This is a genomic window from Planococcus maritimus (genome assembly GCF_001687625.2).
Taxonomy (GTDB): domain Bacteria; phylum Bacillota; class Bacilli; order Bacillales_A; family Planococcaceae; genus Planococcus; species Planococcus maritimus.
The window spans coordinates 2,023,896-2,050,668 of the sequence record NZ_CP016538.2; the positions used below are offsets into that span (position 1 = coordinate 2,023,896).

At 46.6% G+C, this 26,773-nt stretch carries 30 protein-coding genes and 1 other annotated feature; of the genes, 1 reads left to right on the forward strand and 29 read right to left on the reverse strand.

Going from position 1 to position 26,773, the window contains the following annotated elements:
* Positions 1 to 34: 34 nt before the first annotated feature.
* Positions 35 to 243: a binding site (T-box leader), on the reverse strand.
* A gap of 49 nt (positions 244 to 292) precedes the next feature.
* The 26 genes from BBI11_RS10185 to BBI11_RS10305 form a co-directional block, all read right to left on the reverse strand.
* Positions 293 to 820 carry a DivIVA domain-containing protein gene (locus tag BBI11_RS10185; protein ID WP_068462952.1) on the reverse strand — a complete coding sequence of 176 codons (528 nt, stop codon included), beginning with the start codon at positions 818 to 820 and terminating at the stop codon, positions 293 to 295.
* Between the two features lie 89 nt (positions 821 to 909).
* On the reverse strand, positions 910 to 1,695 hold the full coding sequence (locus BBI11_RS10190; protein ID WP_068462954.1) for a YlmH family RNA-binding protein: 786 nt from the start codon (positions 1,693 to 1,695) through the stop codon (positions 910 to 912).
* Positions 1,696 to 1,840: 145 nt separating this feature from the next.
* Complete coding sequence (locus BBI11_RS10195) at positions 1,841 to 2,104, reverse strand: YggT family protein (RefSeq protein ID WP_068462957.1); 264 nt, start codon at positions 2,102 to 2,104, stop codon at positions 1,841 to 1,843.
* A gap of 18 nt (positions 2,105 to 2,122) precedes the next feature.
* Positions 2,123 to 2,635, reverse strand: coding sequence for a cell division protein SepF (locus BBI11_RS10200; RefSeq protein WP_068462959.1), 513 nt, complete (start codon positions 2,633 to 2,635; stop codon positions 2,123 to 2,125).
* Complete coding sequence (locus tag BBI11_RS10205) at positions 2,632 to 3,303, reverse strand: YggS family pyridoxal phosphate-dependent enzyme (RefSeq protein ID WP_068462960.1); 672 nt, start codon at positions 3,301 to 3,303, stop codon at positions 2,632 to 2,634. The genes BBI11_RS10200 and BBI11_RS10205 overlap by 4 nt, the downstream gene beginning before the upstream one ends.
* Before the next feature lie 205 nt (positions 3,304 to 3,508).
* Positions 3,509 to 4,699 carry a cell division protein FtsZ gene (ftsZ, locus tag BBI11_RS10210; protein ID WP_058383516.1) on the reverse strand — a complete coding sequence of 397 codons (1,191 nt, stop codon included), beginning with the start codon at positions 4,697 to 4,699 and terminating at the stop codon, positions 3,509 to 3,511.
* Between the two features lie 58 nt (positions 4,700 to 4,757).
* A complete protein-coding gene (ftsA, locus tag BBI11_RS10215) occupies positions 4,758 to 6,047 on the reverse strand; it encodes a cell division protein FtsA (protein ID WP_068462961.1) in 1,290 nt (429 codons plus the stop codon).
* Between the two features lie 104 nt (positions 6,048 to 6,151).
* Complete coding sequence (locus BBI11_RS10220) at positions 6,152 to 6,514, reverse strand: small basic family protein (RefSeq protein ID WP_068462962.1); 363 nt, start codon at positions 6,512 to 6,514, stop codon at positions 6,152 to 6,154.
* 2 nt (positions 6,515 to 6,516) lie between these two features.
* Positions 6,517 to 7,233 (reverse strand): DUF881 domain-containing protein, encoded by a 717-nt coding sequence (locus BBI11_RS10225; RefSeq protein ID WP_068462963.1) that lies wholly within the window; start codon positions 7,231 to 7,233, stop codon positions 6,517 to 6,519.
* Complete coding sequence (locus BBI11_RS10230; protein WP_068462964.1) at positions 7,230 to 7,973, reverse strand: DUF881 domain-containing protein; 744 nt, start codon at positions 7,971 to 7,973, stop codon at positions 7,230 to 7,232. Before BBI11_RS10230 ends, BBI11_RS10225 begins: the two co-directional genes overlap by 4 nt.
* Positions 7,951 to 8,733 (reverse strand): cell division protein FtsQ/DivIB, encoded by a 783-nt coding sequence (locus tag BBI11_RS10235; RefSeq protein ID WP_068462966.1) that lies wholly within the window; start codon positions 8,731 to 8,733, stop codon positions 7,951 to 7,953. Before BBI11_RS10235 ends, BBI11_RS10230 begins: the two co-directional genes overlap by 23 nt.
* 18 nt (positions 8,734 to 8,751) lie before the next feature.
* Complete coding sequence (murD, locus tag BBI11_RS10240) at positions 8,752 to 10,116, reverse strand: UDP-N-acetylmuramoyl-L-alanine--D-glutamate ligase (RefSeq protein WP_068462968.1); 1,365 nt, start codon at positions 10,114 to 10,116, stop codon at positions 8,752 to 8,754.
* On the reverse strand, positions 10,117 to 11,085 hold the full coding sequence (gene mraY / locus BBI11_RS10245; protein WP_068462969.1) for a phospho-N-acetylmuramoyl-pentapeptide-transferase: 969 nt from the start codon (positions 11,083 to 11,085) through the stop codon (positions 10,117 to 10,119).
* 37 nt (positions 11,086 to 11,122) lie between these two features.
* Complete coding sequence (locus BBI11_RS10250) at positions 11,123 to 13,441, reverse strand: penicillin-binding protein (RefSeq protein WP_068462970.1); 2,319 nt, start codon at positions 13,439 to 13,441, stop codon at positions 11,123 to 11,125.
* On the reverse strand, positions 13,438 to 13,797 hold the full coding sequence (ftsL, locus tag BBI11_RS10255) for a cell division protein FtsL (RefSeq protein ID WP_068462971.1): 360 nt from the start codon (positions 13,795 to 13,797) through the stop codon (positions 13,438 to 13,440). The genes BBI11_RS10250 and ftsL overlap by 4 nt, the downstream gene beginning before the upstream one ends.
* Positions 13,798 to 13,809: 12 nt before the next feature.
* Positions 13,810 to 14,748 (reverse strand): 16S rRNA (cytosine(1402)-N(4))-methyltransferase RsmH, encoded by a 939-nt coding sequence (gene rsmH, locus BBI11_RS10260; RefSeq protein ID WP_068462973.1) that lies wholly within the window; start codon positions 14,746 to 14,748, stop codon positions 13,810 to 13,812.
* A gap of 21 nt (positions 14,749 to 14,769) precedes the next feature.
* The gene (mraZ, locus tag BBI11_RS10265) at positions 14,770 to 15,201 is read right to left on the reverse strand and encodes a division/cell wall cluster transcriptional repressor MraZ (protein WP_068462976.1); all 432 of its coding nucleotides are present in this window, start codon (positions 15,199 to 15,201) and stop codon (positions 14,770 to 14,772) included.
* A 147-nt stretch (positions 15,202 to 15,348) separates the two neighbouring features.
* Positions 15,349 to 16,968: a bacillithiol biosynthesis cysteine-adding enzyme BshC gene (bshC, locus tag BBI11_RS10270; protein ID WP_068462978.1), complete on the reverse strand. Its 1,620-nt coding sequence runs from the start codon at positions 16,966 to 16,968 to the stop codon at positions 15,349 to 15,351.
* 75 nt (positions 16,969 to 17,043) lie between these two features.
* Positions 17,044 to 17,424 (reverse strand): DUF3397 family protein, encoded by a 381-nt coding sequence (locus BBI11_RS10275; RefSeq protein WP_068462980.1) that lies wholly within the window; start codon positions 17,422 to 17,424, stop codon positions 17,044 to 17,046.
* Positions 17,424 to 18,281 (reverse strand): ketopantoate reductase C-terminal domain-containing protein, encoded by an 858-nt coding sequence (locus BBI11_RS10280; RefSeq protein ID WP_068462982.1) that lies wholly within the window; start codon positions 18,279 to 18,281, stop codon positions 17,424 to 17,426. The genes BBI11_RS10275 and BBI11_RS10280 overlap by 1 nt, the downstream gene beginning before the upstream one ends.
* Before the next feature lie 107 nt (positions 18,282 to 18,388).
* Positions 18,389 to 19,939, reverse strand: a complete 1,551-nt coding sequence (locus tag BBI11_RS10285; protein WP_068462985.1) for an acyl-CoA carboxylase subunit beta — start codon at positions 19,937 to 19,939, stop codon at positions 18,389 to 18,391.
* Between the two features lie 28 nt (positions 19,940 to 19,967).
* Positions 19,968 to 20,183, reverse strand: a complete 216-nt coding sequence (locus BBI11_RS10290) for an acyl-CoA carboxylase biotin carboxyl carrier protein subunit (RefSeq protein ID WP_068462986.1) — start codon at positions 20,181 to 20,183, stop codon at positions 19,968 to 19,970.
* Positions 20,180 to 21,529 carry an acetyl-CoA carboxylase biotin carboxylase subunit gene (locus tag BBI11_RS10295; RefSeq protein WP_068462988.1) on the reverse strand — a complete coding sequence of 450 codons (1,350 nt, stop codon included), beginning with the start codon at positions 21,527 to 21,529 and terminating at the stop codon, positions 20,180 to 20,182. Before BBI11_RS10295 ends, BBI11_RS10290 begins: the two co-directional genes overlap by 4 nt.
* Before the next feature lie 159 nt (positions 21,530 to 21,688).
* The gene (locus BBI11_RS10300) at positions 21,689 to 22,441 is read right to left on the reverse strand and encodes an enoyl-CoA hydratase/isomerase family protein (protein WP_068462990.1); all 753 of its coding nucleotides are present in this window, start codon (positions 22,439 to 22,441) and stop codon (positions 21,689 to 21,691) included.
* Between the two features lie 103 nt (positions 22,442 to 22,544).
* The gene (rpmF, locus tag BBI11_RS16250) at positions 22,545 to 22,721 is read right to left on the reverse strand and encodes a 50S ribosomal protein L32 (protein ID WP_082799159.1); all 177 of its coding nucleotides are present in this window, start codon (positions 22,719 to 22,721) and stop codon (positions 22,545 to 22,547) included.
* A gap of 24 nt (positions 22,722 to 22,745) precedes the next feature.
* Positions 22,746 to 23,282, reverse strand: coding sequence for a YceD family protein (locus BBI11_RS10305; RefSeq protein ID WP_068462992.1), 537 nt, complete (start codon positions 23,280 to 23,282; stop codon positions 22,746 to 22,748).
* 127 nt (positions 23,283 to 23,409) lie between these two features.
* On the opposite strand from BBI11_RS10305, the gene BBI11_RS10310 reads away from it, so the two are divergent.
* A complete protein-coding gene (locus tag BBI11_RS10310) occupies positions 23,410 to 24,624 on the forward strand; it encodes a nucleotidyltransferase (protein WP_068462994.1) in 1,215 nt (404 codons plus the stop codon).
* Here the strand turns inward: BBI11_RS10310 and BBI11_RS10315 are convergent.
* The 3 genes from BBI11_RS10315 to rsmD are packed head-to-tail and all read right to left on the reverse strand — an operon-like array spanning position 24,597 to position 26,725.
* Positions 24,597 to 25,622, reverse strand: a complete 1,026-nt coding sequence (locus BBI11_RS10315) for a SepM family pheromone-processing serine protease (protein ID WP_068462996.1) — start codon at positions 25,620 to 25,622, stop codon at positions 24,597 to 24,599. The genes BBI11_RS10310 and BBI11_RS10315 overlap by 28 nt on opposite strands.
* A 55-nt stretch (positions 25,623 to 25,677) precedes the next feature.
* Entirely contained in the window at positions 25,678 to 26,157 is a 480-nt protein-coding gene (gene coaD, locus BBI11_RS10320; RefSeq protein WP_068462997.1) for a pantetheine-phosphate adenylyltransferase, read from the reverse strand.
* Positions 26,150 to 26,725 (reverse strand): 16S rRNA (guanine(966)-N(2))-methyltransferase RsmD, encoded by a 576-nt coding sequence (gene rsmD / locus BBI11_RS10325; RefSeq protein ID WP_068462999.1) that lies wholly within the window; start codon positions 26,723 to 26,725, stop codon positions 26,150 to 26,152. Before rsmD ends, coaD begins: the two co-directional genes overlap by 8 nt.
* Positions 26,726 to 26,773: the final 48 nt, after the last annotated feature.

Sequence of the window (26,773 nt, forward strand, 5' to 3'; positions counted from 1 at the left end):
CTCCTGTAGGCATAATAAAAAGCCCCCATCCCTGGAAAGGGACGAGAAGCTCGCGGTACCACCCTTGTTGCAGCTAAATGCTGCCAACTCTACACCGTAACGTGGCGGAAACGGGCCCGGTTACTTGCGTTCACCGGTCCAGCTCAGGAGTGATTTTCCAAGACGGCACCGTGCCAGGCTTCCACCGCCCCCGGCTCGCTCGATCGGATTTCCGTTTCGTACTGTCTCCATCAATGCGTTTATAAGTATGTCGTAATTATAGAAGCAGAATCATTCTCCGTCAAGAGCGGGCTTATTCCTTCGCCGCGTTTCCTGCTTCTTTCTTTTCGAGCTGGTCGATATTTTCCGTATCCAGGTCGTATTCAAGCAAGGTGTTCCAGTCTTCCGTTTCGATCAAGTCCAGTTGGGCTTCCACTAGCATTTTGAAACGATTGCGGAAGATCTTCGACTGCTTTTTCAACTCTTCGATTTCGGTCGCGATGCGGCGTGCTTTAGCAAGCGACTCATTAACGATACGATCTGCATTTTTCTCTGCTTCCTGGACAATCAAATCCGCTTCTTTTTGTGCATTGCGGCGGACTTCTTCTGACGCTTCTTGCGCGACGAAGATGGATTTTTGCAAAGTCGTCTCAAGGTTTGTGAAATGGCCCATGCGCTCATCTGTCGATTTCATGCGCTCTTCCATTTCCGTTCTTTCTTTAATCACTTTTTCATAATCTTTCATGATTTGTTCGAGGAATTCATTAACCTCATCTTCTTGGTAACCACGGAATGCGCGGCTGAATTCTTTATTATGTATATCTAATGGTGATAAAGGCATCGTATCTCTCCTTACTCTCTGCATAGTTACACTCATTATACCTGTCATGGCGAGAAATTTCAGTATTATTCACCACATTCGAGCGTGTTTTATTTTTTCAATTCCAATTTGCCGACTTGCAGGCGAATTTTATCTTTTTTTGTACGTCCTTCAATCGCAATGATTTGCACGCGCCCAAAGCCTCTCGCTGAAATCAAATCGGATTCGTGCAATTCAAATGATACGTTCTCTTGTGCTGTCCAATTGACTTTTACTTTTCCGCCATTGATCAATGCGGCAGCTTTTTGACGGGAAATGTTATAGACCGAGCTGACGATTGTATCGAGGCGCAGCGAACTGACGGTATGCGCTTCTTCCATCCATTCCTCAATGACTGGGAGATAATTAGCTGGATCGTCCACTTCTTCGAGCTGAACTTTCACTTTCCCGGCGCTGATAAAATTGGCGCGCAAATACGGCGCGACTTCCGTCATCACAGCGAGTTGCACCGTACCATCGCCAATCCGGATGTCCCCGAATTTCCCCCGCTCCAAGCCAAGCGACATAAGCGCGCCGAGTACGTCTGGATGCTTCAAGGTGACGAACTTAACCGGATAGCGCAATTCGAACATGGTGACTTGGAAATCGCTTTCTTCCGGCACATAATACGTAGGATGCAATAAGACACGTTCTCGCTCAGCTTGCTTGAACAAGCCGGAAGCGGCCATTTTTACATCACGCGCGCCGATGAGCGATTGAACGATAAAGCGCTGGCGCGGGTCTAGGAAATCCGTTAACTTCGGTGCATACATATCTTCCACATCCCGCAGCCAGTCTGAGGCTTGCTCGATAAATTGTTGTTCGTCTTTTCTAAAATGCTGGAATATCTCTTCCACGTGCCTTCCCCTCCGGTTCTTGAAATCATGACTCTACGCAGTTTTCGCTAATGATGGTCAAACACCTTCCGCTTTTGCAAATAAAAAAGACAGAGAAATGGATTCTCCGCCTTTCAATATCAGCTGCGGCTTATACAGCTTCATGTTAGATAAGATAGTTGGCTATTGTTAGGACGCCTCGGCTTGCAAGGTTTAACATAAAAATGGCCACAATCGGTGAAATGTCGATCATGCCGATTGGTGGGATAAAGCGGCGGAAAATATCCAGATAAGGATCGGTGATACGGGAAATGGCCTGCCCGAAAGCAGATTCCTTGATACTCGGCACCCAGCTCATGAAGACGCTGATAATCAGCAAATAGAAATAAATGTTTATAGCTCCAAGTAGTATATTGATAAGAAGAATCATTCGATTTTTAGCACCTTTCTATTGTTGATCGTCGTGATAGTAATCGGAGATGGCGCCATCCACTTCGACTGTATCCGGTACACATAGGAAAATATCGGTGCCGATGCGCTGGATATCCCCTCCAAGTGCATAAACAGTGCCGCTTAGGAAGTCGATAATACGAAGGCCTTGATCTCGTTCGATACGTTGTAAATTGACCACGACGGCCTGTTTCGTTTTCAAGCTTTCCGCAATGTCCTGCGCTTCTGCATAAACACGCGGTTCCGCCAAGCTGACTTTTGATGAAGAGGCAGATGAATTCTGCAAATTAACGATATTCTGCACGGTGTTTTCCTCCAAATTCTCACGGCGTTCTTTCACTGGCTTCGGTGCTTTTGCTGCTTTCGGTGCTTTTTTCTGCGCCTGTTCGGCAGGTTCCGGTGCAGGCTTTTCGTAGCGTTGCACAGGACGCTGCTTACGCTCTTCTTGAACTGTTTCTTCCTCATACTCGTCCAAGTAAAAGAAATTTTTGAATTTATCCTTCATGCTCATCTTTCCGCCTCACTTTCCGACCCGACCAATGCGGTCCCGACGCGGACGAATGTCGCGCCTTCTTCAGCTGCAATCAGGTAGTCATTCGACATGCCCATTGACAGTTCTGTGCAAGGGGCGTGTTGCCATTTTCCGGCTACTATCTGCTGCTGGAGTTCTTTCAATCCTTTAAAAGTTGTTCTTAACTGTGCCTCGTCTTGTGTGTTCGGGGCCATGGTCATCAAGCCAACCACCTGCACTTTATCGAACTCCTTTAAAGCTTCAATAAAAGCGGGAACTTGCTCCGGTGAAAAACCGCTCTTGGAATCCTCGCCGGATACATTGACCTGGACAAAACATTTAACGGGCTTATCGGCACGTTTTTGAATCTCTTTCGCCAAGCTCATACGGTCCAGTGAATGAAGATAATCGATCAACCCAATCACTTCTTTGACTTTCCGAGACTGCAGCGTACCGATATAATGCCAGGAAACATTTCCCTTGATTTCAGCGTGTTTGAGCTGAAGTCCTTCAGGACGATTTTCTCCGAGATGTCGAATGCCTGCGTCGACGGCTTCTTGCGTTCGATCGACACCAACTTGCTTTGTAACTGCGACGATTTCAATGCCGCTATTGATTTGATTTAATGTATGGGCCATTTCTTCAAATTTCGGTTTAATCGCTTTCATATGCTCACAACTTTTCTATAGACGTTCACTTTATTGTACCAAGCTAAAGCTGATTTATCAATTCAGCCTTTCATGAAAACGATAAAGCTGCCTATTTTTCAACGAAATTATGAAGGATACGTGGCAGCTGGACCTAAAAGCCAAATAAAGATTTGTTCAAGCAAAAAAACAGCTGCCGGTTGGGCAGCTGTCTTCTTCACAATTATTAACGGCGTTTTTGTCTATTGCGCAAGAATGTCGGGATATCCAATGCGTCTTCACTTTGCTTATCCTGGCGCTGAGGCTCCTGGTTGTAATATGGAGTCTGCTCTTCACGACGCTGGGACTGTTCTTCGCGGCGTGCTTCACGGATAGAAGGAGCCGGGTTTTGCTGTTGGATTGATTGAATGCGGTTCGCGTTCAATCCAGATCCACGCGGTGCGCGTCCAGCTGGGTTCAATTGCTCTTCGTTAAAGCCAGTAGCGATAACCGTTACCACGATTTCGTCTTTCAAGTTGTCGTTGATAACCGAACCGAAGATCATGTTCACTTCTTCGTCAGAAGCAGAAGCAACAATATCGGCAGCTTCTTGTACTTCATACAAGCTCAAGTTTGATCCGCCTGTAATGTTCATCAAGACGCCTTTTGCTCCATCGACAGATACTTCAAGCAATGGGCTTGAAACAGCTTTCTTGGCAGCTTCAGCAGCGCGGTTTTCTCCTGAAGAGACACCGATACCCATCAGTGCAGAACCTTTATTTGACATGATAGTTTTCACGTCGGCAAAGTCAAGGTTGATAAGACCAGGTACTGCGATCAAATCAGAGATGCCTTGTACACCTTGGCGCAAGACATTATCCGCTTCACGGAATGCTTCAAGCATTGGTGTGTTTTTGTCAACGATTTCAAGAAGACGGTCGTTCGGGATGACGATCAATGTATCGACTGATTCTTTCATCGTCGCGATTCCACCGATTGCCTGCGTTGAACGCTTGCGGCCTTCAAATGTGAACGGGCGAGTAACTACACCTACTGTTAATGCACCAAGTTCTTTTGCAATTCCAGCAATGACAGGTGCAGCACCAGTTCCTGTGCCTCCGCCCATTCCAGCGGTAACGAATACCATATCGGCTCCGCGCAAAGCTTCTTCGATTTGTTCTTTGCTTTCTTCTGCCGCTTTTTTCCCGACATCCGGGTTAGCGCCAGCGCCAAGGCCGCGCGTCAATTTTCCGCCGATTTGCAGGCGTGTTTCCGCTTTCGACAGGTTCAAGGCTTGTGCGTCTGTGTTAACCGCGATGAATTCTACCCCTTGAACTCCGTGTTCGATCATCCGGTTGACTGCGTTGTTACCGCCGCCACCGACACCAATGACTTTAATTACGGCTAATGCATCGATATTTGTATCAAATTCCAACATTCTTTTTTCCTCCTAAGATTGCTCAGCTTTTGAACATAAGCCGGACACAATGATGATTTTATTCAAAAAAGCGATCAAACATTTTTTTGGCTTTGCTTACGACACCTTCGTTATCTTGTTTCGGTTGTTTCGGCTGCTTTTGTTTTTTCGGCTGCTGCTCCACGTACTCAGGTTTCTGTGAATGTGCAGCCGCTGAACTATGGCCGACATTTCCGTAGAACAAATCTTCCGCATAAGCGTATTGGATCAAGCCCACCGCTGTAGTATACTGCGGCTCGCGCACTCCGATGAATTCAGGTGTGAAGAGACGCACCCGTGTTTGGAGAATGCTTCTTGCCAGTTCAGGAAGGCCATCCATTTTGGCCATTCCACCTGTCAATACGACACCACCCGGCAATTCATCGACACCGAGACGGTATAACTCATCCAAAATCAATTCGAAAAGTTCTTCCATGCGAACTCCGATTATTTCAGATATGTATTTTTGGCTATATTGTTCTCTAGAATCCGAACCGATCACTGGCACTTCAAACACTTCTTCTTCTGAAGCGTCGTCAAAGAACGCGTGGCCGTGCTCGAGCTTGATTTTTTCTGCTTGCTCTGTCGGTGTTTTCAAGACGATGGACAAATCTTTCGTTACATGATCGCCTCCGACAGGAATAACTGATGCTGCACGCAAGTGGCCGTCGCGGAATACTGCGATAGATGTCGATCCACCGCCGATATCGATACAAGCCGTTCCGTGATTTTTCTCATCTTCTGTCAATGCATAGCTTCCCGCTACTAGCGGCTGCACATAAATTTCGCGAATTTCGAGGCCCGCACGTTCAACGCAGCGCAGTACATTGTGTAAGACCGTTTTCGAAGTCGTCACCATTGTACCATCCATTTCAAGACGAATGCCGATCATGCCTCTCGGATCTTTGATTTCGCCTAAATGGTCAACAACGTATTCTTCAGGGATGATATTGACAAGTTCGCGTTCTGGCGGAATCGACATAACTTGTGCCGCTTCCAAGACGCGTTCTAAGTCCTCGTCTGTGATTTCACGATTTTCGCTGTTCACTGCCACAATACCTTTAACTGGCTGTAATGCCACTTGGTTAGCCGGAATGCCCAGCACGACTTCATGGATTTCTTTGCCAATCATGCGCTCTGCCTGATCGACTGCTTTTTTAATGGACTGTACAGTTGCATCTATATCAACAATCGCACCTTTTTTGATTCCATTAGATTTGACGTTGCCGACGCCGATGACGTGCAACGATTTATTGGTCATTTCCCCGATCAGTACTTTGACAGAGGAAGACCCGATATCCAAACTTACATATAATTCTGATTGACTCAACTCGTGGCACCTCCTTATAAAACTTCTCTACATTACATTCTATTGTAAAATACACACCTTGTCTAAGTAAAATAGCGAAACTTAGAAAATTTTCCTGCAATTCGTCAATTTGCCTCACCAAGCTTCTTTTTTTCGGACCATTTCGTTAATAAAATGCGGCGAATCACCGCAATATTTTGGAACAGCCTTACACCGAATGCGAAAATTGCCGCCAAATATAAATCTACACCTAAATGAACGCCGAGAAAAGCGAGACCTGCAGCAAGCGCGATGTTGAAGAAAAATCCTGAGACAAAAACTTTATCATCATACACTTGCTGTAAATGGGCACGGATCCCACCGAAGAGTGTATCGAAGGAAGCCAGCACCGCGATCGATAAATAGCTGGTGTATTCCGCTGGTATTTGGATATCGGTCAACAAGCCAAGCGAAATGCCCAGCAGCAATCCAAGAATCGAAATCCACATACTTACTCCCCCTCCCCGGCTTCTAAATACCCCATTTGGATCTTTTCGTCAAACGCCGGCAATGTCAATTGTTCCTGTGGCTCGGAAATGGCGATTGTTAAATCGTCTATATAAAAATCTTCATGAATGGTGGAAGCCGACAAATAGCTATATAGCTTGCGTGCTTCTTCCATGCTCTTTGATGTAATGGCAATCGTCAAAGGCGGCGTCGAGATGGGGTCTGTGTTTACCGTTGTATAGCCATTAATGTCTCGGATCGCCGTCGTATTGACGACACGTTCGCCGGCGATTGCTAGTTCAATGCCATCGAATCGGTTAATTTCGTTTACTAAGCGGATCAATAAATCCGGTGGTATTTCCGTTATTTCACTTCCGAGCGCGACCGCTTCAAGCGACGGACTGACCTCGAGTTCGATCCCCGGCCCTTTGATTTGTGACAGGCCAGCGGAACGGCGCAAATCTTCTACCGTCTCTTTCAAGACTGCCTGCGGATCTTCAGTCGCTTTATCACTGTACTTGGCGAGTGTATCATCCAATAGGCCGATTTCCGATAGCAGCTCCGAATGTACTTGCTTTTCCCGTGATAATTGCTGGCGAATTTCCCAAGTGTCGCGGTAATCCCGGCTATTGTCTGTGTTTACAGTGTTGTATTGTGTGGCACTCATAAAGCCGATGACAAAAAGAATGGCCGTAAACCGGCCGGCAATGCGTTTTTTCATCGTCTTCCCCCTGTATCCATTTCCGACAAAAGTGCCGGCATTTGGATGGTTTGGCCGGGATCGAGAGTTACGGAGATATCATCGTTGAGGAGTTGATCCTGCACACCACCAGCTAATTGCATGGAAGCGGTTAAAACTTCCGGACTGCCGATCGCTTCAATAGTGAAAGGAGCGGGGTGTTGTATGCCATCAACTGCAATGACCGGTCCCGTGCAGACAATGTGAGAGTTACCATGAATTCTTTGCCCATTCACCGCAATCGCTTCTGCTCCTGAAATGTAAAGCTCATTGATTACTTGGAACACATGGCTTTCATGGACAATATATTCATTCGGGTTGGCATGGTCAATTGAGTAATCACCATCTTGAAGTGTTACGGTCAATCCTTCCCCTTTAACCGGAACAAGCCCGAGGAAGCGTCTTAGTTCTTCTGCCTCCCGGGCGTAAGCCGTATAGTTTTCTTCGCCGTCGACTACAGACCGCTCGAATTTCTGAACGGTCTCTTGCTTATCGCCAAGTTCCTCACGCAATTCTTTATTGCGTTCTTGCTGCTCGATTAATTCTTTACCGTATTGTTCTTTTTGCTCGAAAAAGCCGGCCCCTGCGAAATCATTTTCCGTTTCTCGTTGATTGGACAAGCTATAAGAATAGGCCATGATAAAGCCAAGTACCAAAAAGACCAGTGAAAAGATGATCGATTTGCTCATGCTTTTGCGCTCATTGTTCTTCGGCAATTTCAAGTTCCTCACCCGCTTCCGCCAAACCGAATACATCGTTATAGGAGCGGAAATAAATACCGACTTCCATATCGATAATGCCTTTTCGGTCTTCTAGTTGAGCGGTGACAGACGGGTAATAATTAATTTTTTCTGCCAAAGTCGATAATATGGCCTTAATCTCATTGCCGTCGTTCATGTAGATGGTGATGTAGTCCGCACGTTCCTGCTCAGTATCTAAAATAACTTGGGAGATCAGGTTTTGCACTTCTGGGTCTGTCTTGACCAATTGCTCCATCAACGCTTCCCGTTTCGCTTCGTCTTCAAAATTCGAAAAAATCGGCCCTTCCACAACGCGAATCGGCTGGTTGAGCACCACACCATTCGACAAAACAACTTGGTAGCTATTGCCTTGATCCAAATACCCCATCTCGACGTATTCCTCGATTTCAATAGCTACAGCTGTTAGCCAGTTTTTCTCAACCTTTGCTGATTCGACCCATTCGAGTGCTTCGATTTGCTCCTCGATTTCCCCGCTGTCAAATGACCACATGGAGTCGCCGATTGCCAACGTGCTTGCCTGTTGATAGCTATCGCCGTCGAACAACTCAGCACCCGTGACTTTAATATCTTGAATCTCGCTATAAGGGGACTGACTGTAGATAAGAATGAGCAGCAAAGAGACAAAGCTCGTCAGCAACGCGGCAAATTTACGGTTCGACCTTTTTCTGCGCCGTTCCCGGAGCGTTGGTATGCGTTCTTCGATGTCTATCACTTTGTCCATATCCGCCGCTCCTTCGATTTATTCGTTGGCTTCTGTATATTTTTTTGCCGCCTCGATGAATGCATCGCCTCGGACTTCAAAGCTCTCGTATTGATCCCAGCTCGCACAAGCAGGAGACAAGAGAATCGTGTCTTCTGAAGATGAGCTGCTAATTGCTTTTTCAACAGCATCGTCCATTAAGCCGGCCTTGATGACGGTCGGTACATGGCAGCTTTCTGCAAATTCAACAAAGCGCTCTGCCGTCTCGCCAAATGTCACGAGCACTTTCACTCGGTTCATATAAGGACGCAATTCCTCTAAGGAATGTTGACGCTCCAAACCGCCTGCCAATAGGATGATGTTCTCGCTGAATGCTTCCAGCGCACTTTTGGTGGCTAATGCATTCGTTGCCTTGGAATCGTTATAGAAACGACGCCCTTGCCATTCACCGACAAATTGCGAACGGTGCTTAACTCCCGTGAAAGATGTCAACACACGGATGATGGTTTCTTTCGTGCCTCCAGACAGCAAAGTGGCTGCCGTAGCCGACAAGATGTTCTCCAAATTATGTTCGCCAGCAAGCATGATGCGTTTACGTTCGATCAACGGCTCTCCTTGCCAGTAGATATACTCACTGTCAGCGCTGATGCTTTCTTCAGTTCGGCCTTTCAAAGTGAAAGGAATTCCTTGTGCTTTGACCGTCTTGGCATGGTCAACAAGTACCTGTTGATCGGCGTTATAGATGAAATAATCATCGCTTGTCTGATTTTCGGTAATTTTCTTTTTGGATCCGATATAATCCTCGAGCGATCCATGATAATCAAGATGCGCTTCGTATAAATTCGTAATGATCGAAATATGCGGACGGAAAGATTCTGTCCCTTTTAACTGGAACGACGACAGCTCTGTGACGATGACATGGTCAGCTGTTGCTTTTTCTGCCACTCCGCTTGCCACTGTGCCGATATTTCCTGCAATAAGCGGCGATTTGCCATCTTGATTGAGCATATGGAACAGTAAGGTTGTCGTTGTCGTTTTGCCGTTTGAACCGGTGATGCCGATAAACGGAGCTTCGCTAATTCGGTAGGCTAATTCAATTTCCGTCCACACTGGAATTTCTTTTTCCAGCGCTTTCTGGATCAGATGGTTGCGATATGGAATTCCTGGGTTTTTAATAACGAGTTCAAAGCCTTCATCCAACAAATCTTCAGGATGGCGCCCACAAATGACGGTGACACCCAAATTCAGGAGTTCTTGAGCTTCGGGATTTTCTTCGAACGGTTTGGAATCATTGACCGTCACGAAGGCGCCGAGTTTATGTAACAAGCGCGCAGCCGTAAAGCCGCTTTTCGCCAAACCGAGCACAAGTACTTTTTTATGATGCAATTGCGGCAATTCTTTCATTTACATAACCTCCAATAAAAGGGCAATCGCTGCGCTGATAAAGCCGACACCCCAGAATACGGTGACCACTTTCCATTCAGACCAGCCACTCAATTCAAAATGATGATGGATCGGGCTCATTTTGAAAATACGTTTTTTCCGTAGTTTAAAACTTCCTACTTGCAAGATAACCGAGGCTGTTTCAATTACGAACACCAACCCGATTAATAGCAAGAGCAATTCCTGTTTCAACAGGATCGACACCATGGCAAGTGCACCACCAAGAGCCAATGATCCTGTATCGCCCATGAATACTTTTGCTGGGTACTTATTGAAAACGAGGAATCCAATCAATCCGCCGGCTACTGCAAAAGTAAACAAAGCAATTCCCGTTTCTTCTTGAACGATCGCCAGGATACCAAATGCAATAAAAGCGATAGAAGCTGTTCCAGCGACCAGCCCATCCAGCCCGTCCGTTAAATTGACAGCGTTAGAGAAGCCGACCAGCCAGAACACGATGAATAAAACATATACCCATCCAAGTTCAATAGAAGCTTCTGTGAAGGGAATGCCAAGCGCCGTATCGAATCCGTTTGCGCGCAGCAAAAAGAACGATAAAACAGCAATGACGATTTGTGCCAGCAATTTCTGCAGAGAAGTCAGTCCCAAATTGCGTTTTAGCACGACTTTGATGAAATCATCCAAGAACCCAATCAGGCCGTAGCCAAACAAAACCATTAGTAAAATGACTACTGGAGTCGTCAGTTCTCCATCGAATGCAGCGACTAGCAAAACCGTTACGATGATGGAAATGAGAAACACCAATCCACCCATCGTCGGTGTGCCCGTTTTTTTCATATGTGATTCTGGGCCTTCTTCACGAATGCTTTGCCCAAACTTCATGCGTTTCAATAGCGGGATGAATACAGGCATCAATGCAATAGTCATGATTAATGCGATTCCAAATCCAAATAAAATTATACCTTCCATTAATAGAGCTCCTTTAAAGACGAGTACACTCGTTCATTTATTCATTTTCGTTGATAACCGGTTGATCTGCCGGTTCTTGCGGTTGTTCTGTTGGTGCTTCTGCTGGTTGTTCAGTCGCTTCTTCTGTTGAAGATTCAGCGGCTTGTTGGCCATCTGTTTCAGTTGCCTGCTCTTCTTCAGCTTTTAGCGACTGCGCCGGATAGAATACTTCCGGCGGCTGCAATTCGATGATAACAGATTCTCCGCTCTCTGGCACTGCGCCTTCTGCCACGCTTTGTGTCATGACAAAGCCTTGGCCTGCGATCTCCAGCGGCAATCCACTGAGTGCTTGGAATGCCAGAAGCTCACGTTTTGACCAACCAGTGAAGTCAGGAATAGCGGTAGTGCCGCCGGTTCTCAATATGATGTTTTCTCCAGCTACCAGCTTTTCGCCTGCTTGTGGATATTGGTCAGTTATTTGCGAATTATCACCAGCTACGACTGCATTTAATCCCTTAGCTTCTAATTGAGACACGGTTTCTTCTAAAGAAAGCCCCTGATAGTCTTCAATTTCAACTGTTTTAGCCTCTACAGAATTCTCAGGTGCGATGTTCAAATATTTCAATCCATTTTCCATGACGGAGGTAAAGATTTTGGAAACTGGGACCGATCCATATTCATCCGCAGGCAATTGAGGTTGCTGCACACCGATATAAATCAAGAGTTCCGGATCTTCTGCCGGTGCCATGCCCAAGAAAGAGAACAGGTAATTATTGCTGCCGGTCATGTATCGACCATCTTCACCAGGAACTTGCGCTGTGCCCGTCTTACCGGCTACAGAATAATCCTGTAGCGCAAAACCTTTTGCAGAGCCTACATCTGAAGTCACAGTAGATGCCATGACTTCGCGTACTTGTTTCGCCGTTTCTGCTGAAATCGGCGTACCCGCCTGTTCAGGCTCTGACTTCACCGTTACATCACCCGTATCCGGATTTTTAATCTGGTCAATGATATATGGTTTCATCATCGTGCCGTCTCCTGCAATAGCCGTCGCGGCTTGGATCATTTGGATCGGCGTAACCGTGGACCCCTGACCGTAAGAAGTAGTCAATTTATTGATTGGGTATTCATCCAAAATCTTCCCAGCCGCTTCATTCGGCAAGTCGATACCCGTTTTTTCGCCGAATCCGAATGCGTCAATATAATTCATAAAATTATCCGCACCGAGGCGCTCAAGCAAATAACCCATCGATACGTTGGACGAACGCTGGAAACCTTCGAGGAAAGTAATGCTGCCCCAACCACGCCCACTATTATGGTCGCCGATTGTCCGGTCTAGCAGTGTATAAGTTCCCGAATTGTAATAAGCGTTCGGATCCCATTTGCCTTCTTCAATAGCTGACGCTAAAGTGAATACTTTCATAGGCGAGCCAGGCTCAATCGTCAGTTCAATGCTTTCATTTAACCAGTTTTCTGATAAGCCTTCTCGCGTATTTGGATTAAATGTCGGACGCTGAGACATTCCGAGAATCTCTCCTGTGTCCGGATCTGCGATCACAGCGATCATGCGCGCTGGGTTATATTCTTCCTGAACGCTCGACATGGCATCTTCCAAAAAATTCTGCAGCGTCCGGTCCAGCGTCAGTTGAAGATTGGATCCATCAATCGCTGGCGTAATGGCTTCTTGGCTATTCGGCAAAAGATAGCCCCATTTATCGGTATCGAACTCCATTTTGCCGTTCTTGCCTGTCAGCACTTCGTCGTGAATCGATTCCAATCCCATCTTGCCTTTGGTTTTCACTTGCCCATCTTCGAGCTCTTCTTTCATGGCAAAACCAATTAAATGAGAAGCGAAAACACCGTTCGGATATAGCCGTTTAAGATCCTTGACGAACAATAAGCCCGGCAAGTCCTGTTCTTTCATTTCGAGCATCTGAGTATGGCTGATTTCACGCCCGGCTGCGCCGAACTCGACCTGATAGCGATCTTTTTCTATGCCATTCTCCAAGATGCTTTGCAATTCGTCCGTCGGCGTGCCCAATTGCTCCGATAAGTACGCTGCCGTTTTTTCGGCATCGATGACGTGATTCGGTTCTTTGGGATTTGTTGTTACCGACTCATCCAGCACCGCTACCAATTTATACGTCAAGGTATCTTCTGCGATAACCTCGCCGTTGCGGTCCAAAATCTTTCCGCGTTCTGCCGTCAGCACTTCTTCCTGGCTGTATTTGGCAGCGGCTCTTGCAGCCAATTCCTGCCCTTCAACTTTGCCCGTCGCTTGGATTGTGATTATTCTGGCCATTAAAAGGAAAAAGAGCCCTGCAAATAGTAAAAATAGCAGAAAGGCTCCTCCTTGAAAACGAAATTTCTTCTTCATTGTCCCGGCACTACCTTTACATTTCGCTCATTTAATTTTAAGCCGTAATCCTTTGCTTTCGACCAAATGCGCTCATATGAAGACAGTTCACTTACTTGCACGGACAAATCGGTATTTTGTTTCGTCGTTTCATTGATTGAATTTTCAATTGTTTGAATTTCTTGTGTGGAAGCTTGAATGGTCGACTGATTTTGCAAGACCAGCAATGCACACAGGATGCAAACTGCCAGGAAAGCCGTGTAGAGGATCTTTTCGCCTTTGGTGATGCGTTTTTTCTTTTTAGCCGGCTGTCTATTCGGACTTTGCGGAACGGCCGGCTGTTGGATGTAGGTTTGGGTTCTCGCATTCAACGCCATTAAAACACGTCCTTAGAGTTTGATTTTCTCCGCAATCCGCAACTTGGCGGAACGCGACCGATTATTATGCGCCAATTCTTCTTCCGATGGCAATATGGGTTTTCGTGTAATCAATTTCAATTTGGGTTCAAGTCCAGCCGGAATGACCGGCAAATTCGGAGGCAGTTCCGGAAGCGATGAGGCTTCTTTAAATAAGGCCTTCGTTAAGCGGTCTTCGAGCGAATGGAAGGTAATGACACTGATTCTGCCGTTAACTGCCAGTAAGTCTAGGGCATCCTGCAACGAAGTTTCAGCAGCCCCAAGTTCATCGTTCACTGCAATGCGGATTGCCTGGAACACGCGTTTGGCTGGATGTCCGCCTTTGCGTCTTGCAGGTGCCGGGATGCCGTCTTTGATGCATTCGACAAGCTGGGCCGTCGTCTCGATCGGCTCTTTTTCGCGAGCAGCTTCGATTTTCCGAGCGATTTGCTTGGAGAATTTTTCCTCCCCGTAGCGGTAAAAAATACGCACGAGGTCTTCAAAACGCCAGTCGTTTACAACATGATAAGCACTCAGCTCTGCGCTTTGATCCATGCGCATGTCGAGTGGCGCATCATGATGATAGCTGAATCCGCGTTCGGGCGTATCCAACTGGGGCGATGAAACCCCCAAATCATATAAAATGCCATCGACTTTCTCGACTCCGTGTTTTTCTAGCTCTTCTTTTAAATCCTTAAAGTTTGCATGGATGAAAGTGATCTTATGTAAATGGTTTTTCAGTTTTTCTTTTGCATGCTCGATTGCTGTTGCATCCTGATCAAAGCAGTACAGATGTCCCTGATCGGATAGCTGCTCGGCCAAGTATTCGCTATGGCCGGCACCACCGAGTGTACAATCTACATATATGCCATCAGGACGAATGTTCAGCCCATCGACAGTTTCATGCAGCAAAACTGTAGTGTGATTGAACAACCCAGTCCCCCCGTTCATTAGTTAAAAATCAAAGTCAGTTAAGTTTTCAGCAATTTCATTAAAGGATTCTTCGGATTCTTCAAAATATGCTTCCCACGCATCTTTTGCCCAAATTTCGAAACGATTGGAGACGCCGAGAATGACGCATTCTTTTTCGATCTTTGCATATGACAAAAGGTTCGCAGGTATATTGACGCGCCCCTGCTTATCAAGTTCCATTTCCTGGGCACCTGAGAAGAAAAAACGGGTAAATGCGCGTGCATCTTTTTTCGTAACTGGCATTTCTTTTAATTTTTCTTCAATTTTATTCCATTCATTCATTGGATAACCAAATAAGCACTGATCCAGGCCCCGGGTGATTACAAACTGCTCACCCAGCAAGTCACGGTATTTAGCAGGAACGATTAATCTGCCCTTAGCATCAACATTGTGTTGAAATTCGCCCATGAACATGCCTTTCACCCCACTTATTATAATTAATGTACCACATTCCCCCACATGCCACCACTTGTTTTTGAAATATTTCACTATTGTTACAGCATTTCATCTCAAAGAGTTTACTTCATAAAAAAAAAGCCTGCTCAGGCAGGCTTTTCCAAGTTAAAGAATGACAATTTTGTGGGTGTTGTCGTAGTTCATCCGCAGGTCCAATAGGTCTTCTATCAAGCCTTTGCCGTATTGATTCAAATAAGGAATCGGATTGTAAATACGCTCTTGCAACCCTGATTCTGGCAATAAAGCATTTTCGATTGCCGCAAGCTGGTTGAATTGCGTGCTATTTTGAATAGCCACTTCATCCTGAAGTTTATGCTTGAGGAAGTCAAGCTGCTTCAAATGAATCCGCAAGTTTTTCTCAGTTAATGGCGTGAGACCGGCGCTGACTGCCGTAAAGCGGCTGATCAGTTCTTCGTACTCTTCAGTCAAACCTTTCTTGACTTCGTCGATTTTCGCTTCCGTTTCTTCATCTCTAATATGCTCGTACAGTTCATTTCGTAGCTGAGGAACTTTCCGCTCAACAACCACATCTTCAAAACTCAACTGCTGCTTTTCCATCAAACTAGCCGTCCGTCTGTCGATTAAGCTAACGCTGAGACGCGGCATGACGATCGGCATCTCCATGTCCATCAGCTCAAATGCGCCTTTTAGCGCCGCCCAATAGGCAATCTCTCCTGGCCCACCAACAAAGGCCAGTACCGGAAAGACGAAATCTTGCATTAATGGCCGTGTCACTACATTATTGCTGAGGCGTTCAGGCTCGCGCTTTGCAATGTCCAAAAGTTGTTGTTGAGTAAAGCTCACTGACGTGTCTTTGACCACAAAATGGCTTCCCTCGCGCTCTAATAATAGGCGCTCGCCTTCGATCGTAAGAAACAGATGTGCCGCTTCTTCTTTGGCATCGATTCCAGCCTTATAGCCGTCCGCTTCAAGTGCTGTTTCAGCTTCCACTACCGCTTTCGCTATCGCTCCACTATTTTCGATGAGCTTCGAGAAAAAGCTTCCCTCATAGGCGCGCAATTGCTTGTCCGCAGCGTCAATATAAAGCAGACCTTGATGATCGAAGAAATGGTTGAGCAGGCTTGCGAAAAACGCCGTAAACGTATCCGCCTTTTCCAAATGACTGAACACGAGAGAGCGGATTTCCTTCGTATGGGCCGTTTCCGGCAAGCTGCGGAAGTATTCTTCTAAAAACGCCTCAATCTCTTCTGCTTTCAGTGGTGCATGCGATGCTGCGCTTTTCCCTAACTTTGCATGGGGATAATTCAGTTTCTCGATACGTCCATTTGTTTCACGGTAGATATGACAGATCTCTGCTAAATCGTGGTCTTCTCCAGCGATCCAAAAAACCGGAACGACTGGTGTCCCAAGTTTATCCGTAGCTTCTTTTGCCAATAAAATCGAGGAAATCGCTTTATGTACTGTGTACAATGGCCCCGTCAGCAATCCCGCCTGCTGGCCAGTCACTACGACTGATGCGCCCGATTCAAAATGCGCAAGGTTTTGTTTAGCTGCTTCAGATATCCCGAAAGGTTCCATATAGCTTGCGACGATGTCTGCCAGTTTTTTTCGATCGACTGGATGGTCATTTAAGCTTTCCAGTCTTTTTTCAGCCCGTTCCAAAGAAGGTTGATAGGAAAAGTAATGCATTATTTTTTGTTCTTTATTTGTATAATCAACCATCAACTTGGAGGATGGCGGTATGTATTTTTCCTCTAATTTCATGAATTTGAATCCCCTTTTCGCTTTACATTCAAAGACTACTATAACAAAAGGAGGATGGCATGAGAAAAAATCCGCTTAGCGAAATGATTGGACCGCTAAAAAGATCAGTCCAGCAAGCCACGTGGCAGCGTAAATCGCAGAGAGCGCCAAAAAACAAATCCGCCAAATCTTGCGTAAGAACTTGATCACTTCCAGTTCTTTTTGGGTCTTCCATTCCCGAATCAGCAAAATAATAGCAAACAATAAGGCCGCCATGAAGATGAATGGCTGCACTTTCACGTCGAACAGCAAATCGAGTGAGGCCGGAACCGAAAAAAACAATAGAAAGGCAGTGATATCAGCAGCGATTCCAAGCGCTTTGCGTTTTTTGGATTTATAGCTCAATGCATAGACGACTAAAAATAAGATAAAGGGGACGTAAAGCAAAACGTTCCCAGCAATAGATATCCATTTCATCAGGTTTCCTCAACAGTCTTTAGTAAATGATAAAATGCTTTAAACAAAGGCAGGTCGAGCTTCGCGGTCTGGAGGATATAGAGCATTAGGCCATCAACATCCATCGGATCCCCGGCTAGGCGATCTGCGAGCATAGACGATATTTCTGCCGGGCGCGAGGCACAATAGGCCGCGACGCGCTCAATCGGCTGCAAGCTTTCAATTTCCGGAAAAGCCAAATACATTTCGTTGTACAGATTGCGAAACAACTCATAGGCATTCGGGTCGGTAATCAACCGCCCTTTTTCGATTTTCATCAACGCTGTCAACGGATTGATGAGGCTATCCCTCAAAAGCTGCTCGAACAGGCGTGTTTCGATATCGTCTGTCCATTGCACGGTGATTTGATCCACTGCTGTGAGCGAATCGAATCGCTGCGCTTCGCCTTTTAATAAGCCTAGGCTGAGCTGCGGCAGTTTGGTGTACTTGATTTCGTGCGCGCTGACTTTGACTGCGTCGCAATCCAATACGGCAGCCGCGATTTGGCGATGTGCCAGCAATCGAGCTTTTTCTACATAAAGCATTCCTTGTTGGACAAAAATGAGCGGGTTGCTCGGCCGTCGAATTTTCAGCAACTTTAATATAGGCGGCAGTTCTTCTGAATGAATCGTGATCACTATGTAAGCATCCGGGTCCACCTGTTCAAAATCGGTGTGTACGGCAATTTGCTGTTGTTCTGTGCCACATACGAGGCCATTAGCGTTTAGTTCAGCGGCTTGTTGTTCATTTGTGATGATCAGCTGAACCTCGCCTTGTTTATTTAATAAATGCGCAAGCAACAATGCCTGGGCGTTTCCGCCGATAATTGCAAATTTCATGGAAACCCCTCCTTTTTTTCAGAGCAATCATAGATAGACGCCGCGCTGTTTGTGCGTCTGCTAAAAAAGAAGCCTGCCAATTTGGCAGACTCCACGTCTATTACTCATTATACAGGAATGATCGGATGTTTTCGATATGGCAACGGCAAATCTTTTGTCGCATAAATCGACAAGCGCTTCGATAATTCGTCGCGAAGTGCATAAGGCGCCACGATTTCATCGACGATGAGCTCTGAAGCCAACCGGTAAATATTAATTTCTTCTTTATACTCTTGATGCTTTTGCTGAACGTAAGCCAAGCGCTCTTTCGGATCTTCAATGGCTTCAATCTTATTGGAGTAAACTGCATTGACGGCCGCCTCAGGTCCCATGACGGCAATTTGCGCCGTTGGAAGCGCAATGCACACATCAGGCTCAAATGCCGGACCTGCCATAGCATATAAACCAGCGCCATAGGCTTTGCGGACAACGACCGAAATTTTCGGCACTGTGGCCGCACTCATCGCGGAGATGAATTTAGCGCCGTGGCGGATAATGCCGGCACGTTCGACTTTCGTCCCAATCATAAATCCGGGTACATCAGCCAAGAACAATAATGGGATCGAGAAGGCATCGCATAAATTGATGAACTTAGCGCCTTTGTCAGCAGAATCCCCAAACAACACGCCGCCTTTTACTTTCGGTTGGTTGGCGATGATGCCAACCACTTGGCCATCAATGCGTGCAAGACCGGTGATCAATTCCGGCGCGAATAGCTTTTTGATGTCGAAGAAGCTGTCTTCATCGATCAATTGATCAATTAATTCGTACATATCAAACGGCGCGTTCTGGTTTTCCGGAATGATTTCCTCCAGGCTGCGTCCCGCTTTTTTCGCTTTCGCTTCGGCCACTTCAGGCTTGCCGGCAAAGTTCGCCGGGAAGAATGCCATATAGCGGCGCGCTTCTGAAATCGCTTCTTCTTCTGTCGCAACTAACACATCACCGACACCACTGACGGTACAGTGCATGCGAGCCCCGCCCATCTCTTCGAGTGACACTTTTTCGCCAATGACTTTTTCAGCCATGCGCGGTGAGCCCAGATACATGGAAGCATTGCCTTCGACCATGATGACAATGTCGCAAAACGCCGGAATATATGCTCCGCCCGCTGCAGATGGTCCGAACAACAAACATACTTGCGGCACCATGCCGGACATGCGCACTTGGTTATGGAAAATGCGTCCTGCGCCGCGGCGGTTTGGGAACATCTCTAATTGATCGGTAATGCGTGCCCCTGCTGAGTCGACCAAATACAACATCGGTACTTGCATTTTTTCAGCCGTTTCCTGGATGCGAATGATTTTCTCCACTGTCCGTGAACCCCATGACCCTGCTTTAACGGTAGAATCGTTCGCCATCACACAAACGGTTTCGCCATTTACTTTACCGATCGCCGTGACGACGCCATCAGCCGGAAGATCTCCCGCTTCTACGTTCGCGAAGCGGCCGTCTTCAATATAATCACCTTCATCAAACAACAGCTGTAAGCGGTCTCTGACAAATAGTTTATTGCTTTCTTTTAATTTTTCATGGTATTTCTCTTGTCCGCCCGCGAAAATCTTGGAAAGCTTTTCTTCGAGCCGTGTATTATACCCTGTCGTTTCAGTCGTTTTCGTCATTTCTTCCACCCCTTTGGATTCAAATGCCTTATTCGCCGAGCGTTACCAATGTGTCCCCTTCGTTGACAAAGCCGCCAACTTCCACATCGATTTTTTCGACTTGCCCGCCGAATTCCGCTTCGACTGGAATCTCCATTTTCATGGATTCCAACGTCATAACGGTTTGACCCGCCGACACCGAATCCCCTTCGTTGACTGCAATGTTTAAGACCGTTCCGGCCATAGATGCTGTTAGTTGTTTCATACTGTTTTTTCCTCCTTTTGTTGTGTAAGCCACTGAGCTAATACAGCGGTCGCGTAATTTCCATTAATAAATGATTTTGATTCAATGAAGCGGTCAAAGAGCGGCAAATTGGTCTTCACGCCTTCAATTGCCGTTTCATCGAAGAATGTTCTGGATTTCTCCAGCACCTCTTCCCTTGTAGCGCCTGTCAACACCACTTTGGCAATCATCGGATCGTAAAAAGGCGTTACTTTGTTGCCTTCTTCATATCCGGTTTCGATGCGTGCCCCAGCGCCCCATTTCAAGACAGATAATGTCCCAGGAGATGGGAAGAACGTTTTTGGGTCTTCCGCATAAATTCGATATTCAATCGAATGGCCTTTTGACTGGATTGTCTCTTGCGCAGGCAAGGATTCACCCCTGGCCACAAGAATTTGCCATTCGACCAAGTCAACGCCTGTCACTTCTTCTGTAATCGGATGTTCCACTTGCAAACGCGTGTTCATTTCTAGGAAATAAAAATTGTTATTTTCATCGACAATGAACTCGACCGTTCCGGCGTTCGTGTAATCGACCGCACGTGCCGCTTGGACAGCTGCTTCGCACAGCTTGACTCTTACAGATTCCGGCAAATCCGGTGATGGCGATTCCTCGATAACTTTTTGATTGCGGCGCTGCACAGAGCAATTGCGCTCGAACAAATGAACAATATTGCCCGACTCATCACCGAAGATCTGCACTTCGATGTGACGTGCATTGGCGATGAACTTTTCTAAATAAACAATATCGTCTCCAAAATACGCCTTCGCACGATTTTTAACCGAATCGAACTGTTGAGTGAGCGCTTGCTCACTTTCACACAACACCATGCCGATGCCGCCGCCTCCCGCACTCGCTTTTAACATCAGCGGATAACCAATCTCTTTTGCTGCCAAGACAGCCGCATCAACATCTGAGACCCCTTCAGCTGTCCCTGGCACGACCGGCACGCCTGCTTGCTTCATCGTACGCCGCGAACCGAGCTTATCTCCCATTGTCTCGATGACCTCAGCTTTCGGACCGATGAAGAGGAGTCCCGCTTCTGTGACTTTGCGCGCAAAATCAGCGTTTTCCGATAATAGCCCATAACCCGGATGGATTGCATCTGCCTGGCGTGCTAGGGCTTCTTCAATGATTTTATCTGCTTGTAAATAAGACTGTGCGACCGGATTTGGACCGATCGCTGCCGCTTCTGTCGCTTCACTCACATAAGGCAGTTCCCCATCCGCCTCTGAGTGGATCGCAACGGTTTCGATGCCGAGGCGCTCGCATGTGCGAATAATTCGACGCGCAATTTCGCCCCGGTTGGCAATCAGGATTTTTTTCATGTATGAAATACCCCCTAAGTTTTCTCCCTTCTCTAGCATATACGAATTTTGTAAGCGATTTCAACTATTCAAAAAAATATTTTCCATAATGTTCCGCCTGTTAGGTTTCATTACAAGACTATTGCATCTTCTGCCATTAAAAAAAGCCTCCGAGGAGACTTATTTTTTGCTTTTGTTCAAAAATCCATCCACAGCCTGATGATGGGCTTCTTGTTCCCACAATCTAGCGCACTCACGAATCTCGTGATCGACCCGCTGTTTCAAATTCGTTTCCTGCCATTTACGAATTGCCATTGCTTTATACGCATGATGCACAGACGGCAGCACACGGTTCATTGACGCCAGGAATCGTTCGATATCCCCGTCCTCCTCGATGATGGCGCTGGCCCAGCCGTTCTCAAGCAGTTCACCCGCAGAGTAGGCACGTGCATCACTGAGCATCTTCAGTGCCGCGTCATGTTTTAAGGTTTCAAATAGATAAGTGCCGCCGCCCCAGCCGCTCGTGATGGCGAGCGTTCCTTGAATGAACCCACATTTGGCATGGCTTCTGACCAGCCGGTAATCGCAAGCCGTGGCAATCTCACAGCCCCCGCCGACTGCAGTGCCGTTAACGAGTGCGATGACCGGGACAGGAATCGTTTTGATGCGATACAAAGCTTCTCCCATGCGATTGAGCATCGGCCAAGCTTGCTGTTCGGTCTTCAGTTCATGGAACACAGACAAGTCTCCGCCTGAACAAAATGCCTGCTCACCTGTTGCGGTGATGATGACAAAACGAATGTCTTGTTCGCTTGCACGGATGGCCAGTTCTTCAAAGCCCACCATTACTTGTTCGTTGACGGCATTGCGGATATGCGGCCGGTCGATGGTAAAAGTCAGTATTCCATTATGATTTTCAATTGTATACGCCATGGTTTTGCTCACCTCAGGTTTTATTTTACCTGTTTTTCGGCAAATGAAAAAGGTTATCCGGAGCCATGGCCTCCAGATAACCTTTCTCGCAGCAAATACTGTTTTATTTGCTAGCTACTACTTCTTTGCCTTTGTATGATCCACATGCTTTGCAGACATGGTGAGCCAATTTACTTTCGCCACAGCTTGGGCACGCTACCATACCAGGTACGGAAAGCTTGAAATGCGTACGGCGTTTTCTTTTAGCGGTTTTGGATGTTCTTCTGAACGGTACAGCCATTGGTGACACCTCCTTACAATGATTCTATTCATCTGTCTGATCGAAATACTTGGCTAAATCAGCCAGTCTTGGATCCGGTTTTGATTGTGCTTCTTCCTTCTCTGCTTGAACTTCTTCGTCTGACAAATAAGACCAGTCGTTGCCGCCTTTGATGACGGTTTGTTCCGAGTCTTCCTTAAAGACCTGTATTGGGACTTCAAGGGCGATCAGCTCTTCTAAAATCGGCTGAAGATTGATAACTTCAGTCGTTACTGTGTGAACGTATTCGTTCTCGCCTTCTTCACGGCCTTTTTCAGACCAATCGAAGATTTCCACAGTGTCGATGCTGATCGGGTATTCGACATCTTCCCAAGTTCTTGCACAGGGCAGCGTTAGCGTCCCTTCAAGATGGAGCATGCACGTCATTTGTTGCGAACCAATCGTACAGTGTCCTGTGACGTGTATAGGAGATACGGCGCGAATATCACTATTGCGCTTTTTCGCCTCATCCAATTGAACATACTGGTCAATTGGCATCCCGTCGTTACGATACTTTTGTAGCTGTTGAATCGCTATTTTCATAAGTAATCACCTCAAGACAACAAAGTTGATTATATAATGTAGAACAAACGATGTCAAGAAAAAATCTTGTCACCATAATTCGCTCATCGTTATACTAGAACTAATCATACCAAAAGAAGGTGCTGTAATGAAAGCGACAGGAATCGTTGTTGAATATAACCCTTTTCATAATGGTCATTTGCATCACGCGGCAAAAGCAAAAGAACTGTCAGGCGCTGACATCGTCATAGCCGTCATGAGCGGTCAGTTTCTTCAGCGTGGCGAGCCGGCGTTTGCCGACAAATGGACGCGTACAGAAATGGCATTGTCAGCCGGCGTTGATGTGGTCATCGAACTGCCCTATGCTTTTGCAACGGCACAGGCTTCAGAGTTTGCGCGAGGTGCGATTGAATTGCTCGACGCGGCCGGATGTTCTTCTTTTTGCTTCGGGAGCGAGCAAGGCACAATCGAACCGTTTCTAAATAGCCTGAAGCTATTGAGCACAGAAAGAGAGCGCTACAACCAGATTATCCACGATAGAATCCAGACTGGAATCAGCTACCCGAAAGCGCTAAATGATGCTTACCTGACTTTGACCAAAGGCAGTGAGGGTTATGCCGATTTAACCAAACCGAACAATATTCTCGGCTATCATTATATCGAAGCCGCACATAAGCTCAGCAGCCCGATAAAACCATTGACGATCCAGCGCATCGGCGCAGGCTATCACGACCCATTAGAGCCCGGCAGCGCAATCGCCAGTGCGACCGGTATCCGCAATGCCTTCTTTGAAGGTGAAGAGCTCAACCAACTATCGCCTTATTTACCCTCGAGCAGCATTCGATTGCTTGAACGTGTTCACTTGGAGCAGCAAGGCTTTGTCGATTGGCAGAGATTTTATCCGATGCTGCGTTTTACGATTTTGCGCGAAGGGCCAAAAGCACTTTCCCGTTTTGCCGAAGTGACAGAAGGCATCGAAAATTTAATCCACGAGGCAGCAAAGCGTTCGGAAACCTTCGATATCTTCATTAACCGAGTGAAAAGCAAACGCTTTACCCGCACGCGCATTCAGCGCATGCTGACGCATATTTTCACTGGCTACACCCATCAGGAAGCTCAAGCCGCTAAACATCCGGAGTATATTCGTTTGCTCGGCATGACATCGCATGGCAGGCAGTTCTTGAACGGACAGAAAAAAGCTATCCCACTCCCTATCATCAGCCGTGCAGCTGATTTGACCGGGAATATGGGACAGCTCGATATCCGTGCCTCAACCCTTTACCTTCAAGCGATTGGCGCAGATTCCTTGAAAAAAGAATACACGACACCGCCCATTTACCTGGGTGAAAGTTCCGACAAATAATCGAGTGCCGCATCGATGTCGGTGACAGGAATGATCTTCATATCGGTACCAATTTTCTCTGCCGTCTCAACCGCTAAGTCAAAATTGCTTGGCGAGTCAGAGTCGGCCTCATCATCCGGTGCAAAAAAGATATCGATGTCCGCACGGTCTGCCGCAATGACCTTTTGGTCGATCCCACCGATGGGTCCGACCGTTCCATCACTTTCCATCGTGCCAGTACCGGCAATGTCGTATCCTTGGGTAATATCTTCGTCCAATAATTGATTCAAAATTTCCAGAGTGAACATCAGCCCTGCGGACGGACCACCGATCGTATCAGAATCAATCGTAACATTTGGAGTCGTTTCAATTTCCTTGTCTTCTACAAAAGAAATACCGATGCCGGCACGCTCAGGCTCTGTCGGCAGTGGGGCGAGTGTGACTTTTTGGGTGATGGTGCGCTCATCGCGCTCTATCACCAATTCCACTTCATCCCCCACTTTTTTTCCGCTTAGATAATCAAGAAATTCTTCCATCGAACCATAGGCCTGTCCATCAATTTCCAATAACCGGTCTCCAGGGGACAATATCCCGGCAGCAGCCCCATCTTCTAGCACATTCAAGATAAAAACACCTTTGCTCAATACTTCATACGGCTTGCCCGCCTCTTCAAAGGCTATTTGCAGCGCATTGACTTGGGAGTCGGACATAAGCTTCAATTGCCTAACATTGTATTCCTCATCACTTTCATGAGGACTTCTCACTTGTTCCGGGTCCAGCACTTTATAACCTTCCTGAAATTGAGCCATTACGTATAGTGCTGGCGTGGCATTGAACATTGTGACAGTCATCAGGCTAAGCGTGCCTGCATCGTCTTCATCACGCCCTGCCACTTCCACAAGAGGCGATAGCTCATATGCATCTCCCGGGCGTGAAATATACGCATCCAGCCGGTAGGAGCTGACAAATACGACAAGCGCCATCACTAGCACAAAAAACCATAGCTTTTTACTTTTCAACGCATATCCTCTCCTTTTTGTTCACACCACAATAAAAAGCCACGTAGTACGTGACTTATTTGAACTTTTCTATTAATGCTTTTTCCACTGCTTCCGGTACCAGTCCGGAAATTTTGCCTTGGTATTTTGCCACTTCCTTGACGATGCTCGAACTAAGGAAAGAATATTGGTTGTTGGACACCATAAACAAGGTTTCGATGTTTTCATTCAAAAAACGGTTCATGGAGGTGATTTGCATCTCGTATTCGAAATCCGACACGGCACGCAAGCCGCGGATGATCGAATTGGCTTGTACTTCTACCGCGTAGTCAATCAGCAAGCCAGCAAACGAATCCACTGTCACATTCGGAATGGACTTAGTCACTTCCGCAATCAATGCCATCCGTTCGTCTACATCAAATAATGGATTTTTCGAGGAATTGTTCATGACTACCACTTTCACTTCATCGAAAATGGACGCTGCCCGTTTAACAATGTCCAAATGGCCCATCGTAATCGGATCGAAACTTCCCGGTACTACTGCAATTTTAGTCAATGCTTTCTCCCTCTTCCCCCTGGTAGCGGTAAATTGAAATAATTGTATTTCCATATAATTCCTTTTTATATCGAATACATCCTGCTGTTTCGTCTGGCAGCTCAATATCACGCTCATGTTCGCAGACGATGATGGCTCCGCCTTCAAGAAGGCCCAGTTCTACTGCTTTTGCCATTAGGCCATACGATTTTTCCATATGATAAGGCGGATCGAGAAACAATAAACGCGCCTTTACGCCATTTTTTTTCATAGCTTTCAAGCCGCGTTCGGCATCGGCCTTGTAAACTTCCGCTGATTCTTGCAATCTGGTTTTTTCCAGATTTGCGTGGATCGTTTCCACGGCTTTTTTGTCTTTGTCGGTGAAAATGACATGATTGATACCGCGGCTCAAAGCTTCAATGCCAAGGCCGCCGCTACCGGCAAACAAGTCTACTGCTGTTCCACCGTCAAAAAATGGGCCAATCATGTTAAAAATGGATTCTTTTACTTTATCGGTTGTCGGCCTCGTTGAATTTCCCGGAACCGCTTTCAAAGGTAAGCCTTTCGCTTGCCCTGCTACTACACGCATACTATCGCCTCTAACTTTATCATTTTAGTACTGCAAGTGCTGTCCTTA

Bases quoted from the DNA above. Each gene is read 5' to 3' on its own strand.
- BBI11_RS10185 (WP_068462952.1), bottom strand. From the start codon at position 820: ATGCCTTTATCACCATTAGATATACATAATAAAGAATTCAGCCGCGCA.
- BBI11_RS10195 (WP_068462957.1), bottom strand. From the start codon at position 2,104: ATGATTCTTCTTATCAATATACTACTTGGAGCTATAAACATTTATTTC.
- BBI11_RS10200 (WP_068462959.1), bottom strand. From the start codon at position 2,635: ATGAGCATGAAGGATAAATTCAAAAATTTCTTTTACTTGGACGAGTAT.
- BBI11_RS10205 (WP_068462960.1), bottom strand. From the start codon at position 3,303: ATGAAAGCGATTAAACCGAAATTTGAAGAAATGGCCCATACATTAAAT.
- ftsZ (WP_058383516.1), bottom strand. From the start codon at position 4,699: ATGTTGGAATTTGATACAAATATCGATGCATTAGCCGTAATTAAAGTC.
- BBI11_RS10220 (WP_068462962.1), bottom strand. From the start codon at position 6,514: ATGTGGATTTCGATTCTTGGATTGCTGCTGGGCATTTCGCTTGGCTTG.
- BBI11_RS10225 (WP_068462963.1), bottom strand. From the start codon at position 7,233: ATGAAAAAACGCATTGCCGGCCGGTTTACGGCCATTCTTTTTGTCATC.
- BBI11_RS10235 (WP_068462966.1), bottom strand. From the start codon at position 8,733: ATGGACAAAGTGATAGACATCGAAGAACGCATACCAACGCTCCGGGAA.
- murD (WP_068462968.1), bottom strand. From the start codon at position 10,116: ATGAAAGAATTGCCGCAATTGCATCATAAAAAAGTACTTGTGCTCGGT.
- mraY (WP_068462969.1), bottom strand. From the start codon at position 11,085: ATGGAAGGTATAATTTTATTTGGATTTGGAATCGCATTAATCATGACT.
- BBI11_RS10250 (WP_068462970.1), bottom strand. From the start codon at position 13,441: ATGAAGAAGAAATTTCGTTTTCAAGGAGGAGCCTTTCTGCTATTTTTA.
- ftsL (WP_068462971.1), bottom strand. From the start codon at position 13,797: ATGGCGTTGAATGCGAGAACCCAAACCTACATCCAACAGCCGGCCGTT.
- mraZ (WP_068462976.1), bottom strand. From the start codon at position 15,201: ATGTTCATGGGCGAATTTCAACACAATGTTGATGCTAAGGGCAGATTA.
- bshC (WP_068462978.1), bottom strand. From the start codon at position 16,968: ATGAAATTAGAGGAAAAATACATACCGCCATCCTCCAAGTTGATGGTT.
- BBI11_RS10275 (WP_068462980.1), bottom strand. From the start codon at position 17,424: ATGAAATGGATATCTATTGCTGGGAACGTTTTGCTTTACGTCCCCTTT.
- BBI11_RS10280 (WP_068462982.1), bottom strand. From the start codon at position 18,281: ATGAAATTTGCAATTATCGGCGGAAACGCCCAGGCATTGTTGCTTGCG.
- BBI11_RS10285 (WP_068462985.1), bottom strand. From the start codon at position 19,939: ATGACGAAAACGACTGAAACGACAGGGTATAATACACGGCTCGAAGAA.
- BBI11_RS10290 (WP_068462986.1), bottom strand. From the start codon at position 20,183: ATGAAACAACTAACAGCATCTATGGCCGGAACGGTCTTAAACATTGCA.
- BBI11_RS10295 (WP_068462988.1), bottom strand. From the start codon at position 21,529: ATGAAAAAAATCCTGATTGCCAACCGGGGCGAAATTGCGCGTCGAATT.
- BBI11_RS10300 (WP_068462990.1), bottom strand. From the start codon at position 22,441: ATGGCGTATACAATTGAAAATCATAATGGAATACTGACTTTTACCATC.
- rpmF (WP_082799159.1), bottom strand. From the start codon at position 22,721: ATGGCTGTACCGTTCAGAAGAACATCCAAAACCGCTAAAAGAAAACGC.
- BBI11_RS10305 (WP_068462992.1), bottom strand. From the start codon at position 23,282: ATGAAAATAGCGATTCAACAGCTACAAAAGTATCGTAACGACGGGATG.
- BBI11_RS10310 (WP_068462994.1), top strand. From the start codon at position 23,410: ATGAAAGCGACAGGAATCGTTGTTGAATATAACCCTTTTCATAATGGT.
- rsmD (WP_068462999.1), bottom strand. From the start codon at position 26,725: ATGCGTGTAGTAGCAGGGCAAGCGAAAGGCTTACCTTTGAAAGCGGTT.